Here is a 24,672-nt window from a genome sequence, read left to right as displayed (position 1 = left end):
GATGCCTCCGCGCAAGATAAATCTGGTCGAGGCGGCGGATGCGAAGATCGCCAAGGTCTTCGATCCGCACATCGCCGGCGACGTCAACGACAGCCAAGCCAAGGTCGCCAAGTTCGGCGAGGTTTTCGACTGGCACGCGCATGATGACGAGGACGAGGCCTTCCTCGTGCTGCGCGGCAAGATCGCCATCGATTTCCGCGATGGACCGGTCGAGCTCGGCGAGGGCGATTTCATTGTCGTGCCGCGCGGCGTCGAGCATCGGCCGCGTTCGCTGACTATCGAGCCCGTGGTGCTTATGTTCGAGCCGGCGACCACCCTCAACACCGGCAATGCCCAAAGCGACCTCACCGTCACCGATCTGAAGCGGCTCTGAGCCATGAACGCGACGCCTTTCTCATCCCTCTCGGCCGATCACCAGCGCCTGCAGGCGCTGGTCGGCGCGTGGCGTGGCGAGGAAGATGTCGCGGCGACGCAATGGACCGATACCGGCGCCGCGACTTCGGAAGTGCTTGCGGACGCGCAGTTCGGCGGCCAGTTCGTGGTCCAGCGCTACCGCCAGCGCCGCGACGGCACGATCTCGTTCGGCGCGCATAATGTGTTCGGCTTCGATCAGCCGAACGACGTCGTCACCATGCATCAGTTCGACTCGATGGGTTTCGTGCCGGTCTCACCGGCTACGGGCACATGGAACGGCAACGAGCTTGTGCTGGAACGGTCGTCGCCGCGCGGCTCGGCTCGCGTGACTTACAGCTTTGACGGCACTGATACTTACCGCATGCGATTGCACTTCAAGCCCGCCGGCAGCGACGCCTGGCAAGACATGGTGAGCGGCCTCTACCGGCGCGTTTCGCCTTCCTCGATCAACGGTTTTTAGAAAAGGGCCGCGATGTCCATTCTCGTCGACAAGAATACCAAGGTGCTGGTACAGGGCCTGACCGGCAAGACCGGCACCTTCCATACCGAGCAGGCGCTGGCCTATCACGGCACCAAGATGGTTGGCGGCGTCCATCCGAAGAAGGGCGGCGAGACCTGGACCGGCGCGAAGGGCGAGACCCTGCCGATCTTCACCACCGTCGCCGAGGGCAAGGAGAAGACCGGCGCCACCGCCTCCGTCATCTATGTGCCGCCGGCAGGCGCGGGCGAAGCGATCATCGAGGCGATCGAGGCCGAGATCCCGCTGATCGTCTGCATCACCGAGGGCATCCCGGTTATGGACATGGTCAAGGTCAAGGCGCGGCTCGACCGCTCCTCCTCGCGGCTGATCGGCCCGAACTGCCCGGGAGTTTTGACCCCCGACGAATGCAAGATCGGCATCATGCCCGGCAACATCTTCCGCAAGGGCTCGGTCGGCGTTGTTTCCCGCTCGGGAACGCTTACCTATGAAGCGGTCTTCCAGACCAGCAATGTCGGCCTCGGCCAGACCACTGCTGTCGGCATCGGCGGCGACCCGGTCAAGGGCACCGAGTTCATCGACGTGCTCGAGATGTTCCTCGCCGACGACGAGACCAAGTCGATCATCATGATCGGCGAGATCGGCGGCTCGGCCGAGGAAGACGCCGCGCAGTTCTTGAAGGACGAGGCAAAGCGCGGCCGCAAGAAACCGATGGCGGGCTTCATTGCCGGGCGCACGGCGCCCGCCGGCCGCACCATGGGCCATGCGGGCGCGGTGATCTCCGGCGGCAAGGGCGGCGCGGAAGACAAGATCGCGGCGATGGAATCGGCCGGCATCAAGGTTTCGCCGTCACCGGCGCGGCTCGGCACGACGCTGGTCGAGGCGATCAAAGGTTAAGGGAGTAGGGAGTAAGCGAATAGGCAGCAGGGAAAGATCAGCGGCAAAAATGCCCTACTCCCCTACTGCCTTACTCCCCTACTCCCTTCCATAAAAGGAGACGGAGCCAGGCTCCGCAGACGAAAATGGCAAGACAAGATCAGGCCAACGACCAATTCTCGCTCACCTCGTTCCTTTATGGCGGCAATGCCGACTATATCGACGCGCTCTATGCCGCCTATGAGGACAACCCCGGCTCCGTCGATCCGGAATGGCAGGACTTCTTCGCCGCGTTGAAGGACGATGCGGGCGACGTGCGCAAGAACGCCAAGGGCGCTTCCTGGGCGAAGCCTTCCTGGCCGATGCAGGCCAATGGCGAGCTGGTTTCGGCGCTCGACGGCAATTGGGGCCTGGTCGAAAAGCACATCGAAAAGAAGGTGAAGGAAAAGGCGGTCGTCAACGGCGCGGCCCTTTCCGATGCCGACGTTCACCAGGCGACGCGCGATTCGGTGCGCGCCATCATGATGATCCGCGCCTTTCGCATGCGCGGCCACCTGCACGCCAATCTCGACCCGCTGGGCATCGCCAAGCCGCTCGAGGACTATAACGAGCTGTCGCCGGAGAATTACGGCTTCACCGAAGCCGACTACGACCGGCCGATCTTCCTCGACAATGTGCTGGGGCTCGAGTTCGGCACCATCCGGCAGATGCTGGATATCCTCACCCGCACCTATTGCTCGACGCTCGGCGTCGAGTTCATGCACATCTCCGACCCCGAGGAGAAGGCCTGGATCCAGGCGCGCATCGAGGGCGCCGACAAGGAGATCACCTTCACCGCCACCGGCAAGAAGGCGATCCTGTCGAAGCTGGTCGAGGCCGAAGGCTTCGAGCAATTTATCGACGTCAAGTACAAAGGCACCAAGCGCTTCGGCCTCGACGGCGGCGAATCGCTGATCCCGGCGCTGGAGCAGATCATCAAGCGCGGCGGCCAGCTCGGCCTGAAGGAGGCCGTGCTCGGCATGGCCCATCGCGGCCGTCTCAACGTGCTTTCGCAGGTCATGGCCAAGCCGCACCGCGCCATCTTCCACGAGTTCAAGGGCGGCTCGGCCGCTCCCGACGACGTCGAGGGCTCGGGCGACGTGAAGTACCATCTCGGCGCCTCGTCGGACCGCGAGTTCGACGGCAACAAGGTGCACCTGTCGCTGACCGCCAATCCCTCGCATCTGGAAATCGTCGACCCGGTCGTGATGGGCAAGGCGCGCGCCAAGCAGGACCAGCTCGCCGGCCGCGAGCGCGGCGAGATCGTGCCGCTTGCCGAGCGCGCCAAGGTGATGCCGCTGCTGCTGCATGGCGACGCGGCGTTTGCCGGCCAGGGCGTGATCGCGGAGATGTTCGGGCTCTCCGGCCTGCGCGGCCACCGCGTCGCCGGCACGCTGCATTTCATCATCAACAACCAGATCGGCTTCACCACCAATCCGCGCTTCTCGCGTTCCTCGCCCTATCCGTCGGATGTGGCGAAGATGATCGAAGCGCCGATCTTCCACGTCAACGGCGACGATCCGGAAGCGGTGGTGCATGCCGCGAAGGTGGCGACGGAATTCCGCATGAAGTTCCACAAACCGGTGGTGGTGGACATGTTCTGTTACCGCCGCTTCGGCCACAATGAAGGCGACGAGCCGTCCTTCACGCAGCCAATCATGTACCGCAACATCCGCAGCCATAAGACGGTTGTGCAGGTCTATGCCGATCGGCTGATCGCCGAGGGTCACATCACCCAGGCCGAGGTCGACAAGATGCGGGCCGACTGGCGCGCGCATCTGGAACAGGAGTGGGAAGTCGGCCAGTCCTACAAGCCGAACAAGGCCGACTGGCTGGACGGCGCCTGGTCCGGCCTGCGCACCGCCGACAACCAGGACGAACAGCGGCGCGGCAAGACTGCGGTGCCGGTCCGTACGCTGAAGGAAATCGGCAAGAAGCTGACCGAGGTGCCGAAGGATTTCGAGGCGCACAAGACGATCCTGCGCTTCCTCGAGAACCGCCGCCAGGCGATCGAATCCGGCGACGGCATCGACTGGTCGACCGCCGAGGCGCTGGCCTTCGGCGCCATCCTGCTCGACGGCAATCCGATCCGGCTCTCCGGCCAGGATTCGGAGCGCGGCACCTTCTCGCAGCGCCATTCCGTGCTCTACGACCAGCGTGACGAGACGCGCTACATTCCACTCAACAATCTATCTGCGGCCCAGGCCGGCTACGAAGTCATCAACTCGATGCTCTCGGAAGAGGCGGTGCTCGGCTTCGAATATGGCTACAGCCTTGCCGAGCCCAAGGCGCTGACGCTTTGGGAAGCGCAGTTCGGCGATTTCGCCAACGGCGCCCAGGTGGTGTTCGACCAGTTCATCTCGTCCGGCGAGCGCAAGTGGCTGAGAATGTCGGGCCTCGTCTGCCTCCTGCCGCACGGCTATGAAGGCCAGGGGCCGGAGCATTCCTCGGCCCGCCTCGAACGCTTCCTGCAGCTCTGCGCCGAGGACAACATGCAGGTGGCGAACGTCACGACGCCGGCTAACTATTTCCACATCCTGCGCCGGCAACTGAAGCGCGACTTCCGCAAGCCGCTGATCCTGATGACGCCGAAGTCGCTGCTGCGCCACAAGCGGGCGGTGTCGACGCTGTCGGAGATGGCGGGCGAAAGCTCGTTCCACCGCCTGTTGTGGGACGATGCGCAGCTCTTGGCCGACCAGCCGATCAAGCTGGTGAAGGATTCCAAGATCCGCCGCGTCGTGCTCTGCTCCGGCAAGGTCTATTACGACCTCTATGAGGAGCGCGAGAAGCGCGGCATCACCGACATCTACCTGCTGCGCGTCGAGCAGCTCTACCCGTTCCCGGCCAAGGCGCTGATCACCGAGCTGTCGCGTTTCCGCAACGCCGAGATGGTGTGGTGCCAGGAGGAGCCCAAGAATATGGGCGCCTGGTCGTTCATCGATCCTTATCTCGAATGGGTGCTGGCGCATATCGACGCCAAGCATCAGCGGGTGCGCTATACCGGCCGGCCGGCCTCGGCCTCGCCGGCCACCGGGCTGATGTCGAAGCATCTCAGCCAGCTTTCCGCCCTGCTCGACGACGCGCTGGGCGAATAAGCAGACCCGGACCAAACAGACCTCAAGAAGACAAGAGAACGGACAGGCACAATGGCTACCGAAATCCGCGTCCCCACTCTCGGCGAATCCGTCACCGAGGCGACCGTCGGCAAGTGGTTCAAGAAGGTCGGCGACGCGATCGCCGCCGACGAACCGCTGGTCGAGCTCGAAACCGACAAGGTGACGGTGGAGGTGCCCGCCGCGGGCGCCGGGACGCTCTCCGAGATCACCGTCAAGGAAGGCGAGACGGTCAATGTCGGGGCGCTGCTCGGCTCGATTTCGGCCGGCGGTGCAGCCGCCGCTCCCGCCACCAAGCCGCAGGCGGTGGCGCAGGCCTCCAGTCCGGACGCCGCATCCACGACCAAGCAGGCCGCCGCCGAAACCGCCAAGATGGCCGGCGACGCCGGGCCGGTCGAGCCGCGCACCATGCCGCCGGCGCCGGCCGCGGCCAAACTGATCGCCGAGCACAATCTCTCGGTCGAGCAACTGACGGGCTCCGGCAAGCGCGGCCAGGTGCTGAAGGGCGACGTCCTCGATGCCATCGCCAAGGGCGCGCCCTCGCAGCCGGCCGAGACGCCGAAAGCGGCTCCTGCTCCTGCTCCCGCACCGGTCGCGGCCCGCGCGCCGTCGACGGCCGACGATGCTTCGCGCGAGGAGCGCGTGCGCATGACCAAGCTGCGCCAGACGATCGCGCGCCGGCTCAAGGAGGCGCAGTCGACCGCCGCCATGCTCACCACCTTCAACGAGGTGGATATGAGCGCGGTGATGGCGCTGAGGGCCAAGTATAAGGACGTGTTCGAGAAGAAGCATGGCGTGAAGCTCGGCTTCATGGGCTTCTTCACCAAGGCCGTCACCCATGCGCTGAAGGAGATCCCGGCGGTCAATGCCGAGATCGACGGCGCCGACATCATCTACAAGAACTTTGCGCATGTCGGCGTCGCCGTCGGCACCGACAAGGGCCTGGTGGTCCCGGTCGTGCGCGATGCCGACCAGATGTCCATCGCCGAGATCGAGAAGGAGATCGGCCGGCTGGGCCTCGCCGCGCGCGACGGCAAGCTTTCGGTTGCCGACATGCAGGGCGGCACCTTTACGATCTCCAACGGCGGCGTCTACGGATCGCTGATGTCGACGCCGATCCTCAATGCGCCGCAGTCCGGTATCCTCGGCATGCACAAGATCCAGGAGCGGCCGGTGGTGGTCGGCGGCCAGATCGTCATCCGCCCGATGATGTATCTGGCGCTCAGCTACGACCACCGCATCGTCGACGGCAAGGAAGCGGTGACCTTCCTCGTCCGCGTCAAGGAAAGCCTGGAGGATCCCGAGCGGCTGGTGCTCGATCTCTGAGGTGGAGCATGAAGGCTCGCGGGCGGGGCGGCGAGTGAAGGCCCGTTGGCTCAGCACCGCGAGGCCGGTCGCGCTTGCCGCCGGTGCGGCTCTCGTAGCAGCCGATGCCCAGGCCGCTTGCCCGATCCAGCTTGCCGCCTATGGCGAGGCGAAAAGCGGCGCCGAGATCGATTTCAGCCCGACGGGTACCTCGGCGACGATCGCCAACACATTCCGCATGATACTCGACAACAATACCGTGCTCGATGGCATCGCCATGTGGACCGAGGGCTCCGCCGGGCGGCCGCACGGCTCGCTGATGTACAAATGCCCGACCGGCGACGTCACCGGCGAGGAGCTCGCCGCCTGCACGGTCTGGGAAGGCGTGATCTATAGCGCCGATGAGAAGGGCGTCGTGGGTCTGCTGCCGGCCGAGGGCGCGGATGCGCCGAAGAGCCTGATCTTTCCCGATCTCGGACCGTCGCTCGAAATGTCCGCCGCTTATGGTCCGGCGGGCTTCTCAAAAGTACCGTGGGACGTCTTTGCCCTGAAAGGCTGCCAGGAATGAATGCCGACAAGAAGACGCTGCTGGTCACCGGCGGCAGCCGCGGCATCGGCGCTGCCATATGCCGGCAGGCCAGTCGGGCAGGCTATGGGGTGGCGATCAACTATGTCTCCAACCGGGCCGCCGCCGAGGCGCTCGTCGCCGAGCTCGAAGCCGCGGGCGGCGAGGCCTTCGCGGTCAGGGGCGATGTCGGCAACGAGGCCGATGTGGTGGCGATGTTCGAGGCGGTGGACCGGGCCTTCGGCCGGCTCGACGCCTTCGTCAACAATGCCGGCATCGTCGACGTCAAGGCGCGTGTCGATGAGATGAGCGCCGAGCGGATCGAGCGCATGATGCGCATCAACGTCGTCGGCTCCTTCCTCTGCGCCCGCGAGGCCGTCAAGCGCATGTCGACCCGTCACTGCGGCAAGGGCGGCGCCATCGTCAATCTGTCCTCGGCGGCGGCACGACTGGGCTCGCCCGGCGAATATGTCGACTACGCCGCTTCCAAGGGCGCGATCGACACGCTGACCGTTGGTCTGGCGCGCGAGGTGGCGCTGGAAGGCATCCGCGTCAATGCCGTCAGTCCAGGCATCACCGAAACCGACATCCATGCCTCCGGCGGCCAGCCCGAGCGCGTGGCGCGGATGCAGGATCTGCTGCCGCTGAAGCGCGCGGGCACGGCCGACGAGGTCGCGAGCGCGGTTCTCTACCTTTTGTCGGACGCGGCCTCCTATATAACGGGCGCGATCCTGAATGTGAGCGGCGGCCGCTGAAGGCCAGACCAGAAGGACACCATCATGGCTTATGACGTCGTAATCATCGGATCGGGACCGGGCGGCTATGTCTGCGCCATCAAGGCGGCACAGCTCGGCCTGAAGACAGCGGTGGTCGAGAAGAACGCCACCTTCGGCGGCACCTGCCTCAATATCGGCTGCATCCCGTCGAAAGCCCTGCTCCACGCCTCCGAGATGTTCGCCGAAGCCGGTCATGCCTTCGATATGCTCGGCATCGAGGTCGGCGCGCCAAAACTCAATCTGAAGAAGATGCTGGCGCACAAGGATGCGACCGTGGCCTCCAACGTCAACGGCGTCGCTTTTCTCTTCAAGAAGAACAAGATCGACTCGTTCCGCGGCACCGGCAAGGTGATCGGCGCCGGCAAGGTGTCGGTCACCGGCGAGGGCGGCAAGGTCGAGGAGATCGAGACCAAGAACATCGTCATCGCCACCGGTTCCGACGTCGCCGGCATTCCGGGTGTCAAGGTCGACTTCGACGAGAAGGTGATCGTGTCCTCGACCGGCGCGCTGTCGCTGGCCAAGGTGCCGGGCAGTCTTGTGGTGGTCGGCGGCGGCGTCATCGGGCTCGAGCTCGGCTCGGTCTGGGCCAGGCTCGGCGCCAAGGTCACGGTTGTCGAGTTCCTCGACACCATCCTCGGCGGCATGGATGGCGAGGTCTCGAAGCAATTCCAGCGGCTGCTGTCCAAGCAGGGCTTCGAGTTCAAGCTCGGCGCCAAGGTCACCGGCGTCGCCAAATCCAAGAAGGGCGCCAGCGTGACGTTCGAGCCGGTCAAGGGCGGCGCGGCGGAAACGATCGAGGCCGATGTCGTGCTGGTCGCGACCGGACGCCGCCCCTATGCCGACAGCCTTGGATTGAAAGAAGCCGGCGTCGAGATGGACGAGCGCGGCCGGGTCAAGTCCGACGGGCATCTGAGGACCAACGTGCCCGGCATCTATGCCATCGGCGACGTCATTGCCGGGCCGATGCTGGCGCACAAGGCCGAGGACGAGGGCGTGGCGGTAGCCGAGACGATCGCCGGCCAGGCCGGTCATGTGAACTACGACGTTATCCCGAGCGTCGTCTACACCAGTCCCGAAATCGCCTCGGTCGGCAAGACCGAAGAGGAGCTGAAAAAGGCCGGCATCGACTACAAGGTCGGCAAGTTCCCTTTCAGCGCCAATGGCCGCGCGCGGGCCATGCTGCACACCGACGGCTTCGTGAAGATCCTCGCCGACAAGGCGAGCGACCGCGTGCTCGGCGTTCATATCGTCGGCTTCGGCGCCGGCGAGATGATCCACGAGGCGGCGGTGCTGATGGAGTTCGGCGGCTCCTCGGAAGACCTCGCCCGCACCTGCCATGCCCACCCGACCATGTCGGAGGCAGTCAAGGAAGCGGCATTGGCCACGTTCTTCAAGCCGATCCATATTTAGGTGCTCGTCACGCGCCGGCGCCGAAAGCCCATCGTCATCCTAGGACGAAGCAAGGAGCGAAGCGACGCGCGCAGACCCGAGGATGACGAAGGGTGTAGTTGCTACCAAACAAAACGGCCCGCCTTCGGCGGGCCGTTCGTCGTGGAGCTATAGCCTGATCACGGAGACGGCGCAGGTGCCGGAGCCGGGGGAGGCGTCGGAGTGGGCGCGGGTGCCGGGGCTGGCGTAGGAGCTGGAGCAGGCGTTGCGGGCGCTGGTTCAGGCGTTGTAGGCGCCGGGGCCGGCGTCGTCGCGGCCGGCGGCTCGGAAGTCGCCGGGGCCTGCTCGCCGCCGGTTCTGCCAAAAACATAATACGCAACAATGGCCAGGATAATGACAACTAGGGCGATCAGCCACCCGCTGCCGCCACCACCGCCCCTCGAGGGCGGCGTGCTCGACGGGGTGTAGGGGTCGTTAGGGTTCGCCATGAAACGTGTCCTCCTTGGAATGAAAGGCATCAAATAGCAGCCATCAACGCGCGGATCCCCTAATGGGTTTCACGCAGGCGGACGGAAAGCGCTGAAAAACCGGCATTTTCCGCTCCCCAGCCGCCAGACGACTCAGTTGACGGCGGTAACACTATACCCCGCTTTGCGGAAATCTTCGACCAGTCCGTCAGGGCCGGGCAAATGCAGCGCGCCGACCGCCATGAAGGCATTGCCCCTGGCCAGAATCGGCATGGCATGCGCGACCATGACCTTGTTGCGGCTGGTGATCATGGTCTGCTCAAAGGCGGCATAGCCGGCCTGGTCGTCCGCCGTGTCGGGCAGCACGGTGCGAAACAGCGGCCAGAACATGCCGACCTCGCCGCGTTGGTAGAGCACGATCATGGTTTCGTTGACGTCGTTCACCTTGTCGCCGAGCTTCAGCGTCTCGACCAACCCCTTCATGTGGTAGGCGAGCGGCAGCGAAGCCATGGCGCGCAACTGGTCGACGGCGGTTTCCAACCCCTCGACGTCCTTGCCGGACGCTTTGGCGTCGGCGGCCAGCTTGACGTCCAGCACCGGCGCGCCGGCGCTCTGGCGCGCCACCTCGCAGGCCGGCAGCGCCACCATGGCCGACAGGATCCACGGCTTCATCTTGGCCACCGTCAGAGGCGGAATGCCGCGTGCATCGAGCCCCTTGTTCAGTACTGCCGCATCCTCGGGCGACAGCAGCGAGGACAGCGTCGTGTTGTCCGTGAACATCATCAGGCCAGGCTCGGCGGCCATGGCGGCCATCATCTTGGCCTTGTCGAGGGCGTCGGTGGTTTCGATGATGATGGTGTCGGCGCCTTCATAGGCTTTTTGGGCCGCGGCAGGCAGCGTGGTGACGCGCGCGTCCGTCATGTGCATGGTGCCGAAGAGATAGGACGGCTCCTCGCCCGGTTTCTCGAGTTTCCACAACAGCCCCCGGCCGTTTGGAACGGCGGCGGCTTCGGTCTCGACCTTCTTGAAGGCGGCGGGATCGCTCTTTGCAAGACCCGCCAGCAGGTCGCTGCCGCCGCAGGCGGGCGCTTCGGCATGCGCGCGGCCGGCCAGCAGCAGCACGAGCAGGAACGAAAGGAAAAACAGCAGGTTGAGCGCTGCGAGCAGCTTCAACGAGACGAGGGCCGCGCGGTCGGCGATGGCGATAACGCGTTTCATGGCAAGCTTCTTAAGCGCAAAAAGCGGCAAAACGGTTAATCGAGAGCCGAAATTGTTGTCGACCGGCTCGGATTCCCGGCGGCAGCGTTAGATGGGTGGCCCTGCGCCGATGGAAGGCCGTGGCTGATCTGCCGCCAGTTTCGATGATCCCCGCGGTCGAGCGGCCCAACTGGTTGCTGGGTCTGACGGGAGCGATTGCGCCGAAAACGCCGATCCCCTAGATCATGCGACCGTAAAGCGCCCGGCAGGGGACCCCGTGTGATCATCGACAACGCCGCCTTCGAGCGCTACCGGCGCTCGCCGAACGAGAAAACCACCCTCCTCCGGCTCCTGCTCGGAACGGCGATCGTCGTTCTCTTCTGGCTCGCCGTGACGCTGGTCGTGCTCGTCGCCGGCACCGCCGCCTTCATCGTCTTGCGCCTCCCGGGCCCGGCGACCGGACAGCCGATCCAGGATTTCCTTGCCTCTCCCGCCGGCATCCTCACCGCGCTGGCGTCCTTTGCCGGCATCTGGATCGGTCTTTGGGCCGCGATGCGCTTCGTTCATGGCGAGCCGCTCTCGGCGCTGATCGGCCCAGACCGCCGCATCTCGCGCGGCGGGTTTCTCAAAGGCCTGGTCGCGGTTCTGACAACCTCCTTGTTCTCAGAGGTGCTGCTCTATTGGCTACAGCCGGAGATCGTCCGCGGATCGATCGCGTTCTCGTCCTGGCTGCTCTTGCTTTTCGCGATCGTGCCGCTCGCCTTTCTGCAGACCTCATCGGAGGAGGCTCTGTTCCGTGGCTATCTGCTGCGTGGCCTCGCCAGCCGCTTTGGCAGCCCGCTGATCTGGGCCGCGCTGCCGGGGCTTCTGTTCACCGCGTTGCATTGGAGCCCGGCCTCGACGCTTGCCATCAATGCCAGCGTGCTGGTCTCGATCGCCGCCTTCGCGCTGCTGCTGACGCTGCTGGTCTATGTGACCGGCAATCTCGGCGCTGCATTCGGCGCCCATCTCGGCAACAATCTGATCGGCTTCCTGCTGATCTCGCACCAGCAGAGCTACAATTCCTTCGCCCTGTTCAACGCCAAGCCGCTGGAAGGCCCCGGCTGGACCAATTGGGACGCCGTTCTCATCGCCGCGATCGGCATCGTAAGCACGCTGCTGACGATGCTCCTGCTTCTGCATCGCCGCTCCCCCCTGAAGGTCGGGCCGGACGAGCCATGATCCAAAAAAGCGGAAACCGGTTTCTTGATCAAACCGTGGTCAACCAGAAAACCGATGGGCTCGCCTGATGCGCATCACGCTGGTGGCGGAACGCACCATTCCCTGCAAAGGCTATGGCGGCACTGAGCGGCAGGTCGACTGGCTGGCAACAGAGCTTTCGCGTCTCGGCCACAAGGTGGTCCTGATCGCCGCTCGCGGCTCGAGCCATCCGCTGTGCGAAGTGCGGCAGGCCTCTTCGGCCGCTGAATGCCGCGCTGCGATCCCGGCCGACACCGACATCGTGCATTTCAATGGCTGGTACATCGAGATTTCGCGACCGGCGCTCTATACGATGCACGGCTTCGACCCGAAATTCACGCAAAACAGGCCAAACTGGAACTTCGTCAGCGCCAGCCATGCGCGCAACCATGGGCGGGCAACCTTCGTCCACAACGGCTTTCCGGTCGACGCCTATCGGCTGTCCGCCCGCAAGACGGGCAGGCTCCTGTTTCTGGCCGGCATCGCCCGCGCCGGCAAGAACCTCAACCGGGCTGTCGATCTCGCCCGTGCCTTCGATTTCCAGCTCGATATCGCCGGCGGCTCGCGCTGGCAGCTCCTGCAGCGCACCAAGGTTCGACGCCAGGGTGTCTTCTTCAAGAGCCTCGGCCGCCGCTTCCGCTACCACGGCGTCGTCGACGGCGACGAGAAGCTGCGCCTGCTGGGAGAAGCCAGAGCTTTTCTCAACCCGATCGCCTGGGAAGAGCCGTTCGGCATGGCGCCGGTCGAAGCGATGCTCTGCGGCACGCCGGTGTTGACGACACGGCGCGGCGCGCTGCCCGAAATCGTCGACGGCGCCACCGGTCGCCTCTTCGACACCGATGCCGAGTTCGCCAAGGCCTTGGCCGACATCGCCGGCTTGTCCCCTGAGCAGTGCCGTGCATCCGCCGCCGCGCGATTTCCCATCGCCAAGACGGCAAACGGCTATCTCGATCTCTATACGCGCATCCTGGACGGCGAAAAGCTGCCCTGAACCCCCTTTGGGCGCGGTGTCTTGCTCTTCAAAACGACCCCAGCCTTGACTCCGCCGCCGATTTCCTGTCTAGACGCGCACGAATTCCGCGACGAGACCCTCTCCGCGAAAGCCGACCAGGACGCCGAAGCCTCTTTGAGGCGAGAGCTGTAAACCGATCCTGGAGGCCAACACCCGGCAGCGCGATGCGCCCCCGGGTGCTTTTTGGCTTTGCGCTTTTGCTTGGCGACCCGGCGCGAACGCACTACCTCTCGGGTCGAATGAACCGAGATCGAAGGAAGCAAGATGTTTGAATCACTGCAGGAGCGCACAAGAGGCGTGGAGGGCCGCAGGCCCGACAGCGATCGGCATGAATCCAAGGCGCTCTCGCACGGCGGTCTGATCAATGTTTGAGTCCCTGCAAGAGCGCCTTGGCTCCATCCTGAACGGCCTGACCGGCCGCGGTGCGCTGTCGGAGGCGGACGTCTCTGCGGCGTTGCGCGAGGTGCGCCGGGCACTGCTTGAGGCCGATGTGGCGCTCGAGGTGGTTCGCTCTTTCACCGACAAGGTGCGCGAGAAGGCGGTCGGCGCCGCGGTGCTGAAGTCGATCAAGCCCGGACAGATGGTCGTCAAGATCGTCCATGACGAGCTGGTCGATATGCTCGGTGCCGAGGGCGTCGCTATCGACCTCAACGCGCCCGCGCCCGTCGTCGTCATGATGGTCGGCCTGCAGGGTTCCGGCAAGACGACGACCTCGGCCAAAATTGCCAAGCGGCTGACCGAGCGTCAGAACAAGAAAATCCTGATGGCCTCGCTCGACACGCGGCGTCCGGCCGCGCAGGAGCAGCTGCTCCAGCTCGGCGAGCAGACCAAGGTCGCCACGCTGCCGATCATCGCCGGCCAAAGCCCGGTCGATATCGCCAAGCGCGCCGTGCAGGCGGCAAAGCTCGGCGGCCACGACGTCGTCATCCTCGACACGGCCGGCCGCACCCATATCGACGAGCCGCTGATGGTCGAGATGGCCGACATCAAGAAGGTGTCGTCGCCGCACGAAATCCTGCTGGTCGCCGACTCGCTGACCGGCCAGGACGCCGTCAACCTAGCGAAAAGCTTCGACGAGCGCGTCGGCATCACCGGCCTGGTGCTGACCCGCATGGACGGCGACGGCCGTGGCGGCGCCGCGCTTTCGATGCGCGCCGTCACCGGCAAGCCGATCAAGCTGATCGGCACCGGCGAAAAGATGGACGGGCTGGAGGAATTCCACCCCAAGCGCATCGCCGACCGCATCCTCGGCATGGGCGACATCGTCTCGCTGGTCGAGAAGGCCGCCGAGACCATCGACGCCGAGCAGGCGGCGGCGATGGCCAAGAAGATGCAGTCAGGCAAGTTCGACCTGAACGACCTTGCCGCGCAGCTTCAGCAGATGTCGAAAATGGGCGGCATGGGCGGCATCATGGGCATGATGCCCGGCATGGGCAAGATGAAGGACCAGCTCGCCGCGGCCGGCTTCGACGACAAGATGTTCCGCCGGCAGCTCGCCATCATCTCCTCGATGACCAAGGCCGAGCGCGCCAACCCCGATATCTTGAAGCACTCGCGCAAGAAGCGCATCGCCGCCGGCTCCGGCACCGACGCGGCCGAGATCAACAAGCTCTTGAAGATGCATCGCGGCATGGCCGACATGATGAAGGCGATGGGCGGCAAGGGCAAAGGCGGCGGCATGATGCGCGGCATGATGGGCGGCCTTGCCTCGAAGATGGGCCTTGGCGGCATGATGCCCGGCGGCGGCATGCCCGACCTTTCCAAGATGGACCCGAAGCAGCTGGAGGCCTTGCAGAAGCAGGCCCAGGCTGCCGGTCTCGGCAAAGGCCTGCCGGGCGGGCTGCCCGGCGGACTTCCCGGCGGCGGGTTGCCGGGCCTGCCCGGCGGCATGAAACTGCCGGGCCTTCCCGGTCTCGGCGGCGGCGGGCTGCCTGGCCTTGGCAAGAAGAAGTGAGGGGCGATGAACGAGGAGAAGGACATGGCCGAGGCACGCGCCGTTCTGGCGGGCTACCGCGCTTCGATCGACAACATCGACGCCGCCCTCATTCATATGCTGGCTGAGCGCTTCCGCTGCACCAAGGCGGTCGGCGTGCTGAAGGCCGAGCATGGCCTGCCGCCGGCCGACCCGGCGCGCGAGCAGCAGCAGATCGCCCGCCTGCGCCAACTGGCGAAGGATGCGCATCTCGATCCGGATTTCGCGGAGAAATTTCTGAACTTCGTCATCCGCGAAGTTATCCGGCATCACGAACAGATCGCCGCTAACAACGGCGTGACGAAAACCGGCTGAAGCTGGTGCATGTCGCCCAACTGCGCAGCGGTCTTGGGATTACGACTTGCACAACGCCAAAGCCGCAACCCAATCAACGAACTCAGAGCTTGTTAGGAGATAAAGAATGGCACTGAAGATCAGACTGGCCCGTGCGGGCTCGAAGAAGCGTCCCTATTACCACGTCGTCGTCGCCGACGCCCGTTCGCCGCGCGACGGCCGTTTCATCGAGGCGCTCGGCTCGTGGAACCCGCTGCTGCCGAAGGACGGCGAACGCGTGAAGGTCGACGCCGACCGCGTCAAGCACTGGCTCTCGCACGGCGCCCAGCCGACCGACCGCGTGCTGCGCTTCCTCGACGAGGCCGGCATCGCCAAGCGTCCGGCCCGCTCGAACCCGAACAAGGCCCTGCCGGGCAAGAAGGCGCAGGAGCGCGCAGCCCTGCTGAAGAAGGCCCAGGAAGACGCCGCCGCTGCCGTTGCGGCCGCGTCCGCAGCACCCGCCGAGGCGGAAGCCGCGACCGCCGAGTAGTCTCGGCCCCCGGTCAAAACAGGTCAAAAGAACGGCGGGCCAACCCCGCCGTTCTTTTGGTCAGGCCTGTTGATACCTCAATATCCCGACGGGCAACGAGCAATATAAACGCGCCCGTAGCGGTCCCGATAACGGCACTTGCCGCTTTCGCTGGCACGGCCGATCAACGCGCCTGCCACGGCGCCGACAGCGCCACCGACCACTGCGCCCTCGACCGGGTCATTGGCGACGGCCGCTCCGACCGCAGCACCGCCCAAGCCGCCGATCGCCGCTCCTTTTTCCGTCTGCGAACAGGCGCCCAGCGCCACCGTCAGCACCAGAATGGTAATCGCTTTCTTCATTTCAGTTCCTCTCTCACGGGATCGCCGTCCTCGCCGCCAAGCTTTAACTCGCAAACGGCTAATTTGATCCCGAAGGGAACGAATATTGCTGTTTCGAAGGCAGGCGCGGGTTGCGCCAACCGGCCTCGACAGCATTGAGAGTGCTCACGAATTAGCGTTCGGTAACGCAGCTTGGCAACCCGGCTTCGAAGCCTTGCGGTCGCCGCAGCCGGTGGAATCACCAGAACGAACCGCCTCAGCGGCTGAACGGGATCAGCGCGCGCACTCTGGGGTCGCGCAGATAGAGCCCGCCCCACAGGACAACAGCAAGATAGACGCCGAAAAGCGTGTGCGAAAGCAGCGGGTTGCCGATGCGCACATGCGTGGAAATCGCGCCGCCCATATAGGCGGTGAGCAGGATGGCGCCGAGCACGGACGTGCGCGGCAGCGCATAAAGCACAGTCGAGATCAGGCCGACGATGCCGAGCAGCCGCGCGGTGTTTGGGTCATCCGGCCAGCCGAGCTGCGCCATCGTCTCGGTGACGATCTGCAGCGGCGGCAGCTTGATGACGCCGTCGAAGATCATGAAAAGGATGACAATGGCGCTAAGCGCGCGCCCGGTCCACAAGGCGCCGTTCGAGACGGGAGCGGTTTCTGAAATGCTCATTGGTGTTCCCTCCTTGGTTGGGGCCTGGCTGTTTTGCCAGTTTCGAGCCAAGGACGGCGGGCAGGGCGGCGATCCGACAAGGGCCGGTGCGCTTTTTTCGAACGCATGATTGAGTGAGAATGCATGACCGAAGGAGAGAGAATGACCGGCGAGACCAATCTCCAAAGACTACTGGCGTCGATGACGCCGAAACTGCTCCCCGATGTCCATGTTTTCGCGACGCTGGCGCCGGGTGTGGCCGTGCCGCACGGTCTTGATCCGGTCATGCAGTTTCGCGAGCGGGAAGGTCTGACGCTGATCGTGTCGGAGGACCAAGCGAAGCTAGCCGGCCTCGCCGGCACGTTCCCCTGCCGGATGATCACGCTCGACATCCATTCGTCGCTCGACGCCGTCGGCTTTCTGGCCGCGATCACGACGCGGCTCGCCGCTGCCGGCATGGGCGTCAATCCGGTCTCGGCCTTTTATCATGACCATCTGTTTGTCCCGGCGGAGCGGGCGGAAGAGGCGCTCGGCATCCTGCGGCAGCTGGCTGCGGAGAACAGTGGCTAGCGCCTCAGCACATGGAAGCAGCGGGCATCGCTCGTCACACCCATTGCGGCGCCACCCTCATCCTCCTGCCGCGACCTTTCCCGTGAACGGGGAAAAGAGAGCTATCGGCGGAAGGCCGCCCGCGACGCGCGGCCCGTGAGCGAGAGCCCAACGGCCGAAGGCCGAGCCCGCGACCGCGGGCCGCCGGTCGTCCGGCGCCCTCGCGGAGGGCCAGCCGCGCAGCGGCGGTGCCGCCCGTGAGCGAAATTAAGCCGCCTTCTTCTTCGGCTGGATCAGGCCCCGCTCGACCAACAGCTCGGCGATCTGGACGGCGTTGAGCGCCGCGCCCTTGCGCAGATTGTCGGAGACGACCCACATCGACAGGCCGTTATCGACGGTCGAATCCTCGCGGATGCGCGAGATGAAGGTGGCGTCCTCGCCGGCCGACTCGAGCGGCGTGATGTAGCCGCCGTTCTCGCGCTTGTCCAAGACCTGGCAGCCGGGAGCCTCGCGCAGGATCTCGCGCGCCTCGTCGGCGGTGATCGGCTTCTCGAACTCGATGTTGACGGCTTCCGAGTGGCCGATGAACACCGGCACGCGCACGCAGGTCGCCGTCAGCTTGATCTTGGGATCGAGCATCTTCTTGGTCTCGGCGACCATCTTCCACTCCTCCTTGGTGAAGCCGTCGTCGAGGAAGACGTCGATATGCGGGATGACGTTGAAGGCGATGCGCTTGGTGAACTTCTTGACGTCGACCTGGTCGGCGACGAAGACCGCGCGGGTCTGCGTGAACAGCTCGTCCATGCCTTCCTTGCCGGCGCCGGAGACCGACTGGTAGGTAGCGACGACGACGCGCTTGATGGTGGCGACATCGTGCAGCGGCTTCAGCGCCACGACGAGCTGCGCCGTCGAGCAGTTCGGATTGGCGATGATGTTCTTGCGCGAGAAGAGTTCGACCGCGTCCGGATTCACTTCCGGCACGATCAGCGGCACGTCAGGGTCGTAACGGAAGGCCGACGAATTATCGATGACGACGCAGCCCTGCTTGCCGATCTTGGGCGACCACTCCTTGGAGACATTGCCGCCGGCCGACATGACGCAGATGTCGGTGTCGGAAAAATCGTAGGTGTCGAGCGCCTTGACCTTCAGCGTGCGGTCGCCGAAGGACACTTCGGTGCCCTGGCTGCGGCGCGAGGCCAACGCCACCACTTCGCTCGCCGGGAAGCCGCGCTCGTCCAGAATGTTGAGCATTTCGCGGCCCACATTGCCCGTGGCGCCGACTACCGCAACCTTGAAACTCATCGAAATCTCCTGTCCCTCTCCGCTTGGTTGTTGGAGAAAACCCGCCGGCCTCATGCGGGTTCTGTCCCCCGGGCCGAACCCGGGAGAGGGTGGTTAGGCCAAGGGAATCACACCGTTTTGGTGGTGGTTTTGGCCGTAGTTTTGCGAGAACGGACGGACGCGTCGAAACGCCCGGCCCGATACTGTGCATCGTGGCTGGGGGCATCGAATGCCAGAAGAGCCAAATGGCCGCGCATTGAAGACGATCCCGTTCGCTGCCGGCTTTTACGCGCTTTGCGTAAAGAGTCAATTGGCGCAGGCTGCTGCCGCCTTGAGCCCGGCCTTTATCGCCGCCCAGCTTTCGGCAGGCGATGTCGGCCTGTGCTCTTCGGCGATACGGCCGGCCAGCAAATCGCGCCAGGCACCGTCGTCTGTCATCCGTCGGATTGCGCCATACCAGCCGATCTGATCGGTCGAATCGACCGCGGGCATCAGGCCGCCGGTCGCTTCGATCAGCGACGGCGTGGTCGAGACGATGACCGGGACCCCGAAATCCAGACACTCCGAAGCGGCATAGCCCCAGCCCTCGATATGCGAGGGGAAAACGCCGAAGGTGGTACTTCGATAATAGCCGATAAGCTCCTCGTCGCTGACAGGACCCGCGAAGACGATCTTTTCTTTCAGCCCCGGATGAGCCTTGAGATAGGCGCTGAGCTCCTCGACCATCCAGCCCCAGCGGCCGACGCAGACGAGCTTCGGCAACCGAACGCCTTCGTCGAGCGCCTGCTGCCAGATGCGGGCGAGCATGATGTGGTTCTTCCGGATCTCTATGGTCGAGCAATAGAGGACGAAGGGCTCGCCGGCCTCGAGCCGGGACGTCATCCTCAGCCGCGCGGCCTTATCATGCAGCAGGGACGGCATCGGGAAGCGATGGACGACCGGCGGATCTATTCCGGCCTTGCGCATGTGATCGCCTAGCATCGTCGCCGCGGTGTCGGAGGTGCAGAAGGCCGCCGCGCCGGACCGCACCAGCCGTTCGAGATTGGGCCCGAAGGCGGCCTGCCATCTGTTCTTTGCGACAAGGTCGGGCCGCATGGTCGGGATCATGTCGTGGCAAAGAAAGGCTATGTTGTCGGGGCCGGCGCAAACCGCCGCTAACTTTTCGCCGACCAGCAGCTGATTGCTGATCAGTACGGTTCGAGGCCCGACATCTTTCGTCGGCTGCGCCGCATCGCCCCGAAGCAAACCCGCCCGGAGACCGGCTCGCCTAGAGAAGCGATAGGCCCGCAGCAACAGCTTCGACACCGTGAAGGTGAAGCCGGAACGGCCGTTCGTCACCATTCCCGCAAGCTGGCGATCGGCTTCACTCTTGGCCATTGGATGGCGCCGCGCCGATTGGAACCCCTGTCGCAGCGCGGCAGCGGCTTGCAGTCGTGGCCGCTGCCGGAACGGCGCGATCTCGCTGACGCCCAACTGATCCATCTCGAATTTTTCGAGCGGCCGGAAACGATGGCTGGAGAAATCGAGCGTCACCACTTCGACATCCGGGTCGGGATCGGCGAGCGCTGCCCCGACCATGAAGTCTTCCAGCCGCTGGATGCCGGCCAGCGCGCCGCGCCAGGCGAGTAGGCCGGTCGCGTCGATGCAGATTTTCCGTCTTTGGCCGCCGGGAGCGTCGGCCGCTTCTGGCAGCAGTATCGAGTCCTTCCGGGCCATTGCTTCGCGGTCTGTGAGGCGACTTGCGGCTTCTATCCCGATTTGCCGCCTCTAAGATAGCCGGCTGAACGCCATCGCTCTTGCCCGCCGGCCGGCGCTCATGTCAAATCGAGCAAAGGGAAAGAATTCGACGCTCGGGGGGATCTGATGCGCGGCGAAGTTCTTCACTATGACGAGCGCCAGGGCTTCGGCTTCATCAGCGGCGCCGACGGCAGGCGCTACAGTTTCGCGCGCGAGGACCTGCGTCGCGAGACGACGCTTGCCAGGGGAGCCCAGGTCGAGTTCCAGCCGAATGGCGAACGTGCCGGCAATGTCTTCTCGGCCCGCGCCCGGATCATCGATCCGGCGGACAACGACGTTCCAGTGCCTGCCCGTCCGCTGCCGGGCAGCTCGCCTGCGGGGCAGCCGCATTTCGGCCGCAACGCCGAGGCCGGAACGGTGGAATCGACCGGCCTCTGGAGCTATTTCTGGCGTGGCGTGACGACGAACTACGTCAACTTCTCCGGCCGCTCCCGGCGCAAGGAGTTCTGGGGCTTTTGCCTGTTCTGGACGATCGGTCTAGTCGTCGCCATCGGCGTCGGCTTGTCCGCGGACCTGTCGCGCGGCGACCTCGAGGGCGGCGGCGATGAGCCGGTCGTCATGTTCGGCCTTCTCGGTCTTTACGTCCTGCTCACGTTCCTGCCGTGGGTCGCGCTCGTCGTGCGCCGCTTGCATGATCTCGGCCTGACCGGCTGGCTCGCCATCCTCTGCTTCGTGCCTTATCTCGGCTGGCTCGCCACCCTGGTCTTCGGCCTGATCCCGACCCAGGCCGGCGACAACAAGTGGGGGCCGGTGCCGACCGGAGTTAGATTCTGACGGCCGCCGTCCTTAGTGCCTCGCCCGACAGCCTGAGGAAGATCTTCTGGCCGTGGCGTTCGGCGCCGAGCCGCTCGTAGAAGCGCAGCGCACCCTCGTTCCAGTCCTCGGCGGTGAGGTCGATGCGGCCAATGCGCTTGTCGAGGCAATAGCCGGCGAGAAAGCCGATCAGCGCCTCACCCACTCCCGCGTTTCGTGCCTCTTGGCGTACGAACAGGTCTTTCAAGAACATCAGCCGGTCGAGATCAGTGCCCGGATGCGCGATCGCGACCGAGGCCAGGCCGGCCACCTCGCCACCGGCGAAGGCCAGCGCGAAATGCGGATAGGCCGGGCTTTCCTCGCCGAGCCACTGCTTTGCCATGGCCGTCGCCCGGGCATGGTCGAGCGGTGACTGCCGATAATGCGCCGCCATTGCGCAAAGCACGGTGGCGAGCGCCTCGGCGTCTTCGGTCGTCGCCCAGCGGACGTCGACCGCCGCCTCTGCCATGGGGATCAGCCCAGGAACTTGGCGATGATGGCGTCGCCCATCTCGGTGGTGCCGACCTCGGTCATGCCCTCGGACATGATGTCCTTGGTGCGCAGGCCGTCGTCGAGCACGGCGGCGATCGCCGCTTCGAGCTTGTCGGCTTCCACCGTCATGCCGAAGGAATAGCGCAGGCACATGGCGAAGGAGGCGATCATGGCGATCGGATTGGCGACGCCCTTGCCGGCGATGTCGGGCGCCGAGCCGTGCACCGGCTCGTAGAGCGCCTTGCGCTTCTTGGTCTTGACGTCCGGCGCGCCGAGCGAGGCCGACGGCAGCATGCCGATCGAGCCGGTGAGCATGGCGGCGATGTCCGAGAGCATGTCGCCGAACAGATTGTCGGTGACGATGACGTCGAACTGTTTTGGCCAGCGCACCAGCTGCATGCCGCCGGCGTCGGCCAGCATGTGGTCGAGCTTGACGTCGGCATATTTCGCCTGATGCGTCTGGGTGACCACCTCGTTCCACAGCACACCCGACTTCATGACGTTGCGCTTTTCCATCGAGGTGACATGGTTCTTGCGCGTGCGTGCCAGCTCGAAAGCGACGCCGGAGATACGCTCGATCTCGAACGTGTCGTAGACCTGGGTGTCGATGCCGCGCTTCTGGCCGTTGCCGAGGTCGATGATCTGCTTCGGCTCGCCGAAATAGACGCCGCCGGTGAGCTCGCGCACGATCAAGATGTCGAGGCCCTCGACCACCTCCTGCTTGAGCGAGGAGGAGGCGGCCAAAGCCGGATAGCAGATCGCCGGACGCAGGTTGGCGAACAGCTCCATGTCCTTGCGCAGGCGCAGCAGGCCGGCCTCGGGGCGCACCTCGTAGGGCACCTTGTCCCATTTCGGCCCGCCGACGGCGCCGAACAGCACGGCATCCGCAGCAACAGCCTTTTCCATGTCGGCATCGGAGATCGCCGCGCCATGCGCGTCGTAAGCGCATCCGCCGACCAGCCCCTCGTCGGTGGCAAATCCGCTGCCGAGCTTCGCGTTCATGGCCGCGATCAACTTCTTCACTTCGGCCATGGCCTCGGGGCCGATGCCGTCGCCGGCGAGCAGGAAGAGATTTTTCGAAGCCATGGAGAACCGTCCTGGGGAGAGAATTGAACCGCGGCCTTGCTAAACGCCGGGCGGGCTGTGCGCAAGGGGACGAGCCTCGAGATCCTTCACACCCCCTCTGCCCTGCCAGCATCTCGCAAGAGGCCGGTAGGCGCGCCATCACCGATGCGACAGGATATTCACCAGCCGCCCGAACGGATCGCGCACATAGAAGCGCCGCACGCCCCAAGGCTCGTCGGCCGGGCCGTATTCGACGGCAAAGCCAGCCTTGCGCATGCGGTCCAGCGCATCATCGACATCGTCGACCTCGATCGAGAGGTCCGGCACCGGCGTGCCCGACCCGCCTTGCGACATGAAGCTGATCTGGACGGCCATGGTCTGCTGGGAGCCGTACGTGGCGATCCAGCCCATATCCATGAGCTGATCGAGGCCAAGCACGCCCTGATAGAAGCGCTTTGCCGCCGCAATGTCGGGCGTTTCGATATTGGCGACGATGCGTCTGACCTTGACCATGGGCCGCTCCTCGCTCCACGCCGTCGTTGTGCCCAGCCGCTTCGCAGCCTGGGCGACAGGCATCAGACAGTGCGCCTGAGCGCCGTCACCTCGATCTCGATCTTCATCTCCGGCTTGTTGAGCTGGCAGACGATCATCGTCGCCGCCGGGCGGATGTCCCCGAACGCCTCGCCGAGGATCGGGAAGACCACGTCAACATAGGCCTGGTCGGTAATATAGTAATGCGCCCGCACCACATCGGCCATGTCGAAGCCGCCGTCGGCAAGGGCCTTGGCGATGGTGGCAAGACAATTGCGCGTCTGCGCCTCGACCGTGTCGGGCATCGTCATCGTGGCATAGTCGTAGCCGGTCGTTCCGGAGACGAAACACCAGTCGCCCTGCACCACCGCGCGCGAATAGCCGGCGGTTTTCTCGAAGGGGGAACCGGTGGAGATCAGCTTGCGCATGGGGGCCTCGCAGGATTTGTCCGGTCATTCTGAAACGCATCCACAGCCCAGTCGTGAGCCAGACAACGGGATGCTGGCGGGACAGAGGGGAGGCGCGAAGGACGCAACCTGGCAATTGACGCTCGGGCTAATTCCCCTTCGCGTCGTCATAGGCCTTCTTGATATCCACCGGCCAGTCCTTTACCGGCGGCCAGGCATCCGGCTCGCCATTTTGGCCGCGGCGGGCGAAATAGACCTTGTGCTTGACCGGGTCGACCGCCATGAAGCCGTCATTGCCGCCGCAGTCATGCGGCACGCAGCCGGTGGCATAGAAGGCGCCGGAAGCGGTCTTTTCGGTGCCGCCGCCGACCAGCAGGCTGGTCGCCATGTCGGGCATATTGTCGCCCAGCAGCGCCTGCGCCGCCTTGTAAACCGCTTCGTTATGGAACGCGTCGATGATGTTGTCGTATTTCGACGAATCGACGTCCTTCCAGTCGGTGCCGGGTTCCGGCGTGTAGGTCAGGTTTCCGGAGGTCGTCAGCCCTTCGGTCGGCGACCATTGCAAGGCCGGCTTGGTTCCTCCGGGCAGCAGGAAAGGCACAAAATAGATGGCTTCGTCGGAAACCGCGGCCGGCGGCGCGCCGCATTCGTCCTGCTCGACCGTCGTGGTCCGGATCTCGCCGTCCTTCGGTTTCCAGACGATGACCTTGGCCGGGCCGCACTGGTTGCCGCCGTCGCCGACATCGACCAGCGCCACGTTGACGTCGCCGATCTTGACGATCCTGTCGAAGAAGACGTCGTAATTGCTGGCCAGCTGCTTGCCGTCATAGGCGAGCATCTTCTCGCCGTCCTGCTCCGGCTGCGTGATGGTGAGCTGGCCGTCCTCGAACGGGATCGGCGCCTGTTTGTCGGTGTCGGCGGGAGCGGCGTCAGAAGTGCTCGATGCGCCTTGATCGGCCGCCCCTTGATCGGCGGCGGGCTGGTCGGAAGGCGCGGGCGCCTGCGGCGCCGCGGTCGCCCTGGACACCGCCAGAAGGATCGCCGCCAAGGCGCAGGCGCCGGCCAGAAGCGGGCGTGTCATGACTGTCCCTCCGTTCAGCCACACGAACCCGGCCGCTTGCGGCCGG

Annotated in this window: 25 protein-coding genes; 15 read left to right on the top strand and 10 right to left on the bottom strand. The window is 65.0% G+C overall.

Annotation, left to right across the window (positions count from 1 at the left end; translation table 11 throughout):
* Position 1 precedes the first annotated feature (1 nt).
* From P9254_RS20635 to lpdA, 8 genes are all read left to right on the top strand, one after another.
* Positions 2 to 373, top strand: a complete 372-nt coding sequence (locus P9254_RS20635; protein WP_095799608.1) for a cupin domain-containing protein — start codon at positions 2 to 4, stop codon at positions 371 to 373.
* 3 nt (positions 374 to 376) lie between these two features.
* Entirely contained in the window at positions 377 to 874 is a 498-nt protein-coding gene (locus P9254_RS20630; protein WP_278057031.1) for a DUF1579 family protein, read from the top strand.
* Between the two features lie 12 nt (positions 875 to 886).
* Positions 887 to 1,789 (top strand): succinate--CoA ligase subunit alpha, encoded by a 903-nt coding sequence (gene sucD, locus P9254_RS20625; RefSeq protein ID WP_278057030.1) that lies wholly within the window; start codon positions 887 to 889, stop codon positions 1,787 to 1,789.
* Positions 1,790 to 1,914: 125 nt separating this feature from the next.
* Entirely contained in the window at positions 1,915 to 4,902 is a 2,988-nt protein-coding gene (locus tag P9254_RS20620; RefSeq protein ID WP_278057029.1) for a 2-oxoglutarate dehydrogenase E1 component, read from the top strand.
* 51 nt (positions 4,903 to 4,953) lie between these two features.
* Positions 4,954 to 6,246 carry a 2-oxoglutarate dehydrogenase complex dihydrolipoyllysine-residue succinyltransferase gene (gene odhB, locus P9254_RS20615; RefSeq protein ID WP_067323636.1) on the top strand — a complete coding sequence of 431 codons (1,293 nt, stop codon included), beginning with the start codon at positions 4,954 to 4,956 and terminating at the stop codon, positions 6,244 to 6,246.
* A 34-nt stretch (positions 6,247 to 6,280) separates the two neighbouring features.
* Positions 6,281 to 6,793, top strand: a complete 513-nt coding sequence (locus P9254_RS20610) for a hypothetical protein (protein WP_067323634.1) — start codon at positions 6,281 to 6,283, stop codon at positions 6,791 to 6,793.
* A complete protein-coding gene (locus tag P9254_RS20605; protein ID WP_067323632.1) occupies positions 6,790 to 7,545 on the top strand; it encodes an SDR family oxidoreductase in 756 nt (251 codons plus the stop codon). Before P9254_RS20610 ends, P9254_RS20605 begins: the two co-directional genes overlap by 4 nt.
* Positions 7,546 to 7,569: 24 nt before the next feature.
* Entirely contained in the window at positions 7,570 to 8,976 is a 1,407-nt protein-coding gene (lpdA, locus tag P9254_RS20600; RefSeq protein WP_095799604.1) for a dihydrolipoyl dehydrogenase, read from the top strand.
* Positions 8,977 to 9,575: 599 nt separating this feature from the next.
* On the opposite strand, the gene P9254_RS20595 is transcribed toward lpdA, so the two are convergent.
* A complete protein-coding gene (locus P9254_RS20595; RefSeq protein ID WP_067324628.1) occupies positions 9,576 to 10,640 on the bottom strand; it encodes a TraB/GumN family protein in 1,065 nt (354 codons plus the stop codon).
* Positions 10,641 to 10,898: 258 nt separating this feature from the next.
* On the opposite strand from P9254_RS20595, the gene P9254_RS20590 reads away from it, so the two are divergent.
* The 5 genes from P9254_RS20590 to rpsP all read left to right on the top strand — a co-directional run bounded on the left by P9254_RS20590 (position 10,899) and on the right by rpsP (position 15,665).
* Positions 10,899 to 11,840: a CPBP family intramembrane glutamic endopeptidase gene (locus P9254_RS20590; protein WP_278057028.1), complete on the top strand. Its 942-nt coding sequence runs from the start codon at positions 10,899 to 10,901 to the stop codon at positions 11,838 to 11,840.
* A gap of 67 nt (positions 11,841 to 11,907) precedes the next feature.
* A complete protein-coding gene (locus P9254_RS20585; RefSeq protein WP_278057027.1) occupies positions 11,908 to 12,849 on the top strand; it encodes a glycosyltransferase in 942 nt (313 codons plus the stop codon).
* A gap of 385 nt (positions 12,850 to 13,234) precedes the next feature.
* On the top strand, positions 13,235 to 14,824 hold the full coding sequence (gene ffh / locus P9254_RS20580) for a signal recognition particle protein (RefSeq protein WP_278057026.1): 1,590 nt from the start codon (positions 13,235 to 13,237) through the stop codon (positions 14,822 to 14,824).
* A 6-nt stretch (positions 14,825 to 14,830) separates the two neighbouring features.
* On the top strand, positions 14,831 to 15,157 hold the full coding sequence (locus P9254_RS20575) for a chorismate mutase (protein ID WP_066991680.1): 327 nt from the start codon (positions 14,831 to 14,833) through the stop codon (positions 15,155 to 15,157).
* A gap of 106 nt (positions 15,158 to 15,263) precedes the next feature.
* Positions 15,264 to 15,665 (top strand): 30S ribosomal protein S16, encoded by a 402-nt coding sequence (rpsP, locus tag P9254_RS20570; RefSeq protein WP_066991677.1) that lies wholly within the window; start codon positions 15,264 to 15,266, stop codon positions 15,663 to 15,665.
* Positions 15,666 to 15,742: 77 nt separating this feature from the next.
* Here rpsP and P9254_RS20565 read toward each other — a convergent pair whose 3' ends face one another.
* Together P9254_RS20565 and P9254_RS20560 are read right to left on the bottom strand one after the other, a co-directional pair.
* Positions 15,743 to 16,006: a YMGG-like glycine zipper-containing protein gene (locus P9254_RS20565; protein ID WP_066991674.1), complete on the bottom strand. Its 264-nt coding sequence runs from the start codon at positions 16,004 to 16,006 to the stop codon at positions 15,743 to 15,745.
* A 235-nt stretch (positions 16,007 to 16,241) separates the two neighbouring features.
* Complete coding sequence (locus tag P9254_RS20560) at positions 16,242 to 16,652, bottom strand: DoxX family protein (RefSeq protein WP_095799598.1); 411 nt, start codon at positions 16,650 to 16,652, stop codon at positions 16,242 to 16,244.
* Between the two features lie 141 nt (positions 16,653 to 16,793).
* Between P9254_RS20560 and P9254_RS20555 the strand changes: the two genes are divergently transcribed.
* Complete coding sequence (locus P9254_RS20555; protein ID WP_095799597.1) at positions 16,794 to 17,201, top strand: ACT domain-containing protein; 408 nt, start codon at positions 16,794 to 16,796, stop codon at positions 17,199 to 17,201.
* Positions 17,202 to 17,447: 246 nt separating this feature from the next.
* Here the strand turns inward: P9254_RS20555 and P9254_RS20550 are convergent, their stop codons facing one another.
* Positions 17,448 to 18,482 (bottom strand): aspartate-semialdehyde dehydrogenase, encoded by a 1,035-nt coding sequence (locus P9254_RS20550; RefSeq protein ID WP_067323616.1) that lies wholly within the window; start codon positions 18,480 to 18,482, stop codon positions 17,448 to 17,450.
* 285 nt (positions 18,483 to 18,767) lie between these two features.
* Positions 18,768 to 20,177: a glycosyltransferase gene (locus P9254_RS20545; protein ID WP_278057024.1), complete on the bottom strand. Its 1,410-nt coding sequence runs from the start codon at positions 20,175 to 20,177 to the stop codon at positions 18,768 to 18,770.
* Positions 20,178 to 20,324: 147 nt separating this feature from the next.
* Between P9254_RS20545 and P9254_RS20540 the strand changes: the two genes are divergently transcribed.
* A complete protein-coding gene (locus P9254_RS20540) occupies positions 20,325 to 21,032 on the top strand; it encodes a DUF805 domain-containing protein (protein ID WP_278057022.1) in 708 nt (235 codons plus the stop codon).
* On the opposite strand, the gene P9254_RS20535 is transcribed toward P9254_RS20540, so the two are convergent.
* From P9254_RS20535 to P9254_RS20515, 5 genes are all read right to left on the bottom strand, one after another.
* A complete protein-coding gene (locus P9254_RS20535) occupies positions 21,022 to 21,519 on the bottom strand; it encodes a GNAT family N-acetyltransferase (RefSeq protein ID WP_095799594.1) in 498 nt (165 codons plus the stop codon). The genes P9254_RS20540 and P9254_RS20535 overlap by 11 nt on opposite strands.
* 5 nt (positions 21,520 to 21,524) lie before the next feature.
* Entirely contained in the window at positions 21,525 to 22,628 is a 1,104-nt protein-coding gene (leuB, locus tag P9254_RS20530; protein ID WP_095799593.1) for a 3-isopropylmalate dehydrogenase, read from the bottom strand.
* A gap of 138 nt (positions 22,629 to 22,766) precedes the next feature.
* Positions 22,767 to 23,120 (bottom strand): VOC family protein, encoded by a 354-nt coding sequence (locus tag P9254_RS20525; protein ID WP_066991913.1) that lies wholly within the window; start codon positions 23,118 to 23,120, stop codon positions 22,767 to 22,769.
* A 62-nt stretch (positions 23,121 to 23,182) separates the two neighbouring features.
* Positions 23,183 to 23,566, bottom strand: coding sequence for a RidA family protein (locus P9254_RS20520; protein ID WP_067323608.1), 384 nt, complete (start codon positions 23,564 to 23,566; stop codon positions 23,183 to 23,185).
* Positions 23,567 to 23,693: 127 nt separating this feature from the next.
* Positions 23,694 to 24,626: a hypothetical protein gene (locus tag P9254_RS20515; RefSeq protein ID WP_278057021.1), complete on the bottom strand. Its 933-nt coding sequence runs from the start codon at positions 24,624 to 24,626 to the stop codon at positions 23,694 to 23,696.
* Positions 24,627 to 24,672 lie beyond the last annotated feature (46 nt).

The sequence above is a fragment of the Mesorhizobium sp. WSM4983 genome (assembly GCF_029625765.1).
In the GTDB taxonomy this organism is placed as follows: Bacteria; Pseudomonadota; Alphaproteobacteria; order Rhizobiales; family Rhizobiaceae; genus Mesorhizobium.
Note: the sequence above shows the minus strand (reverse complement) of the source record. Positions and strands in the feature narration are given on the sequence as shown.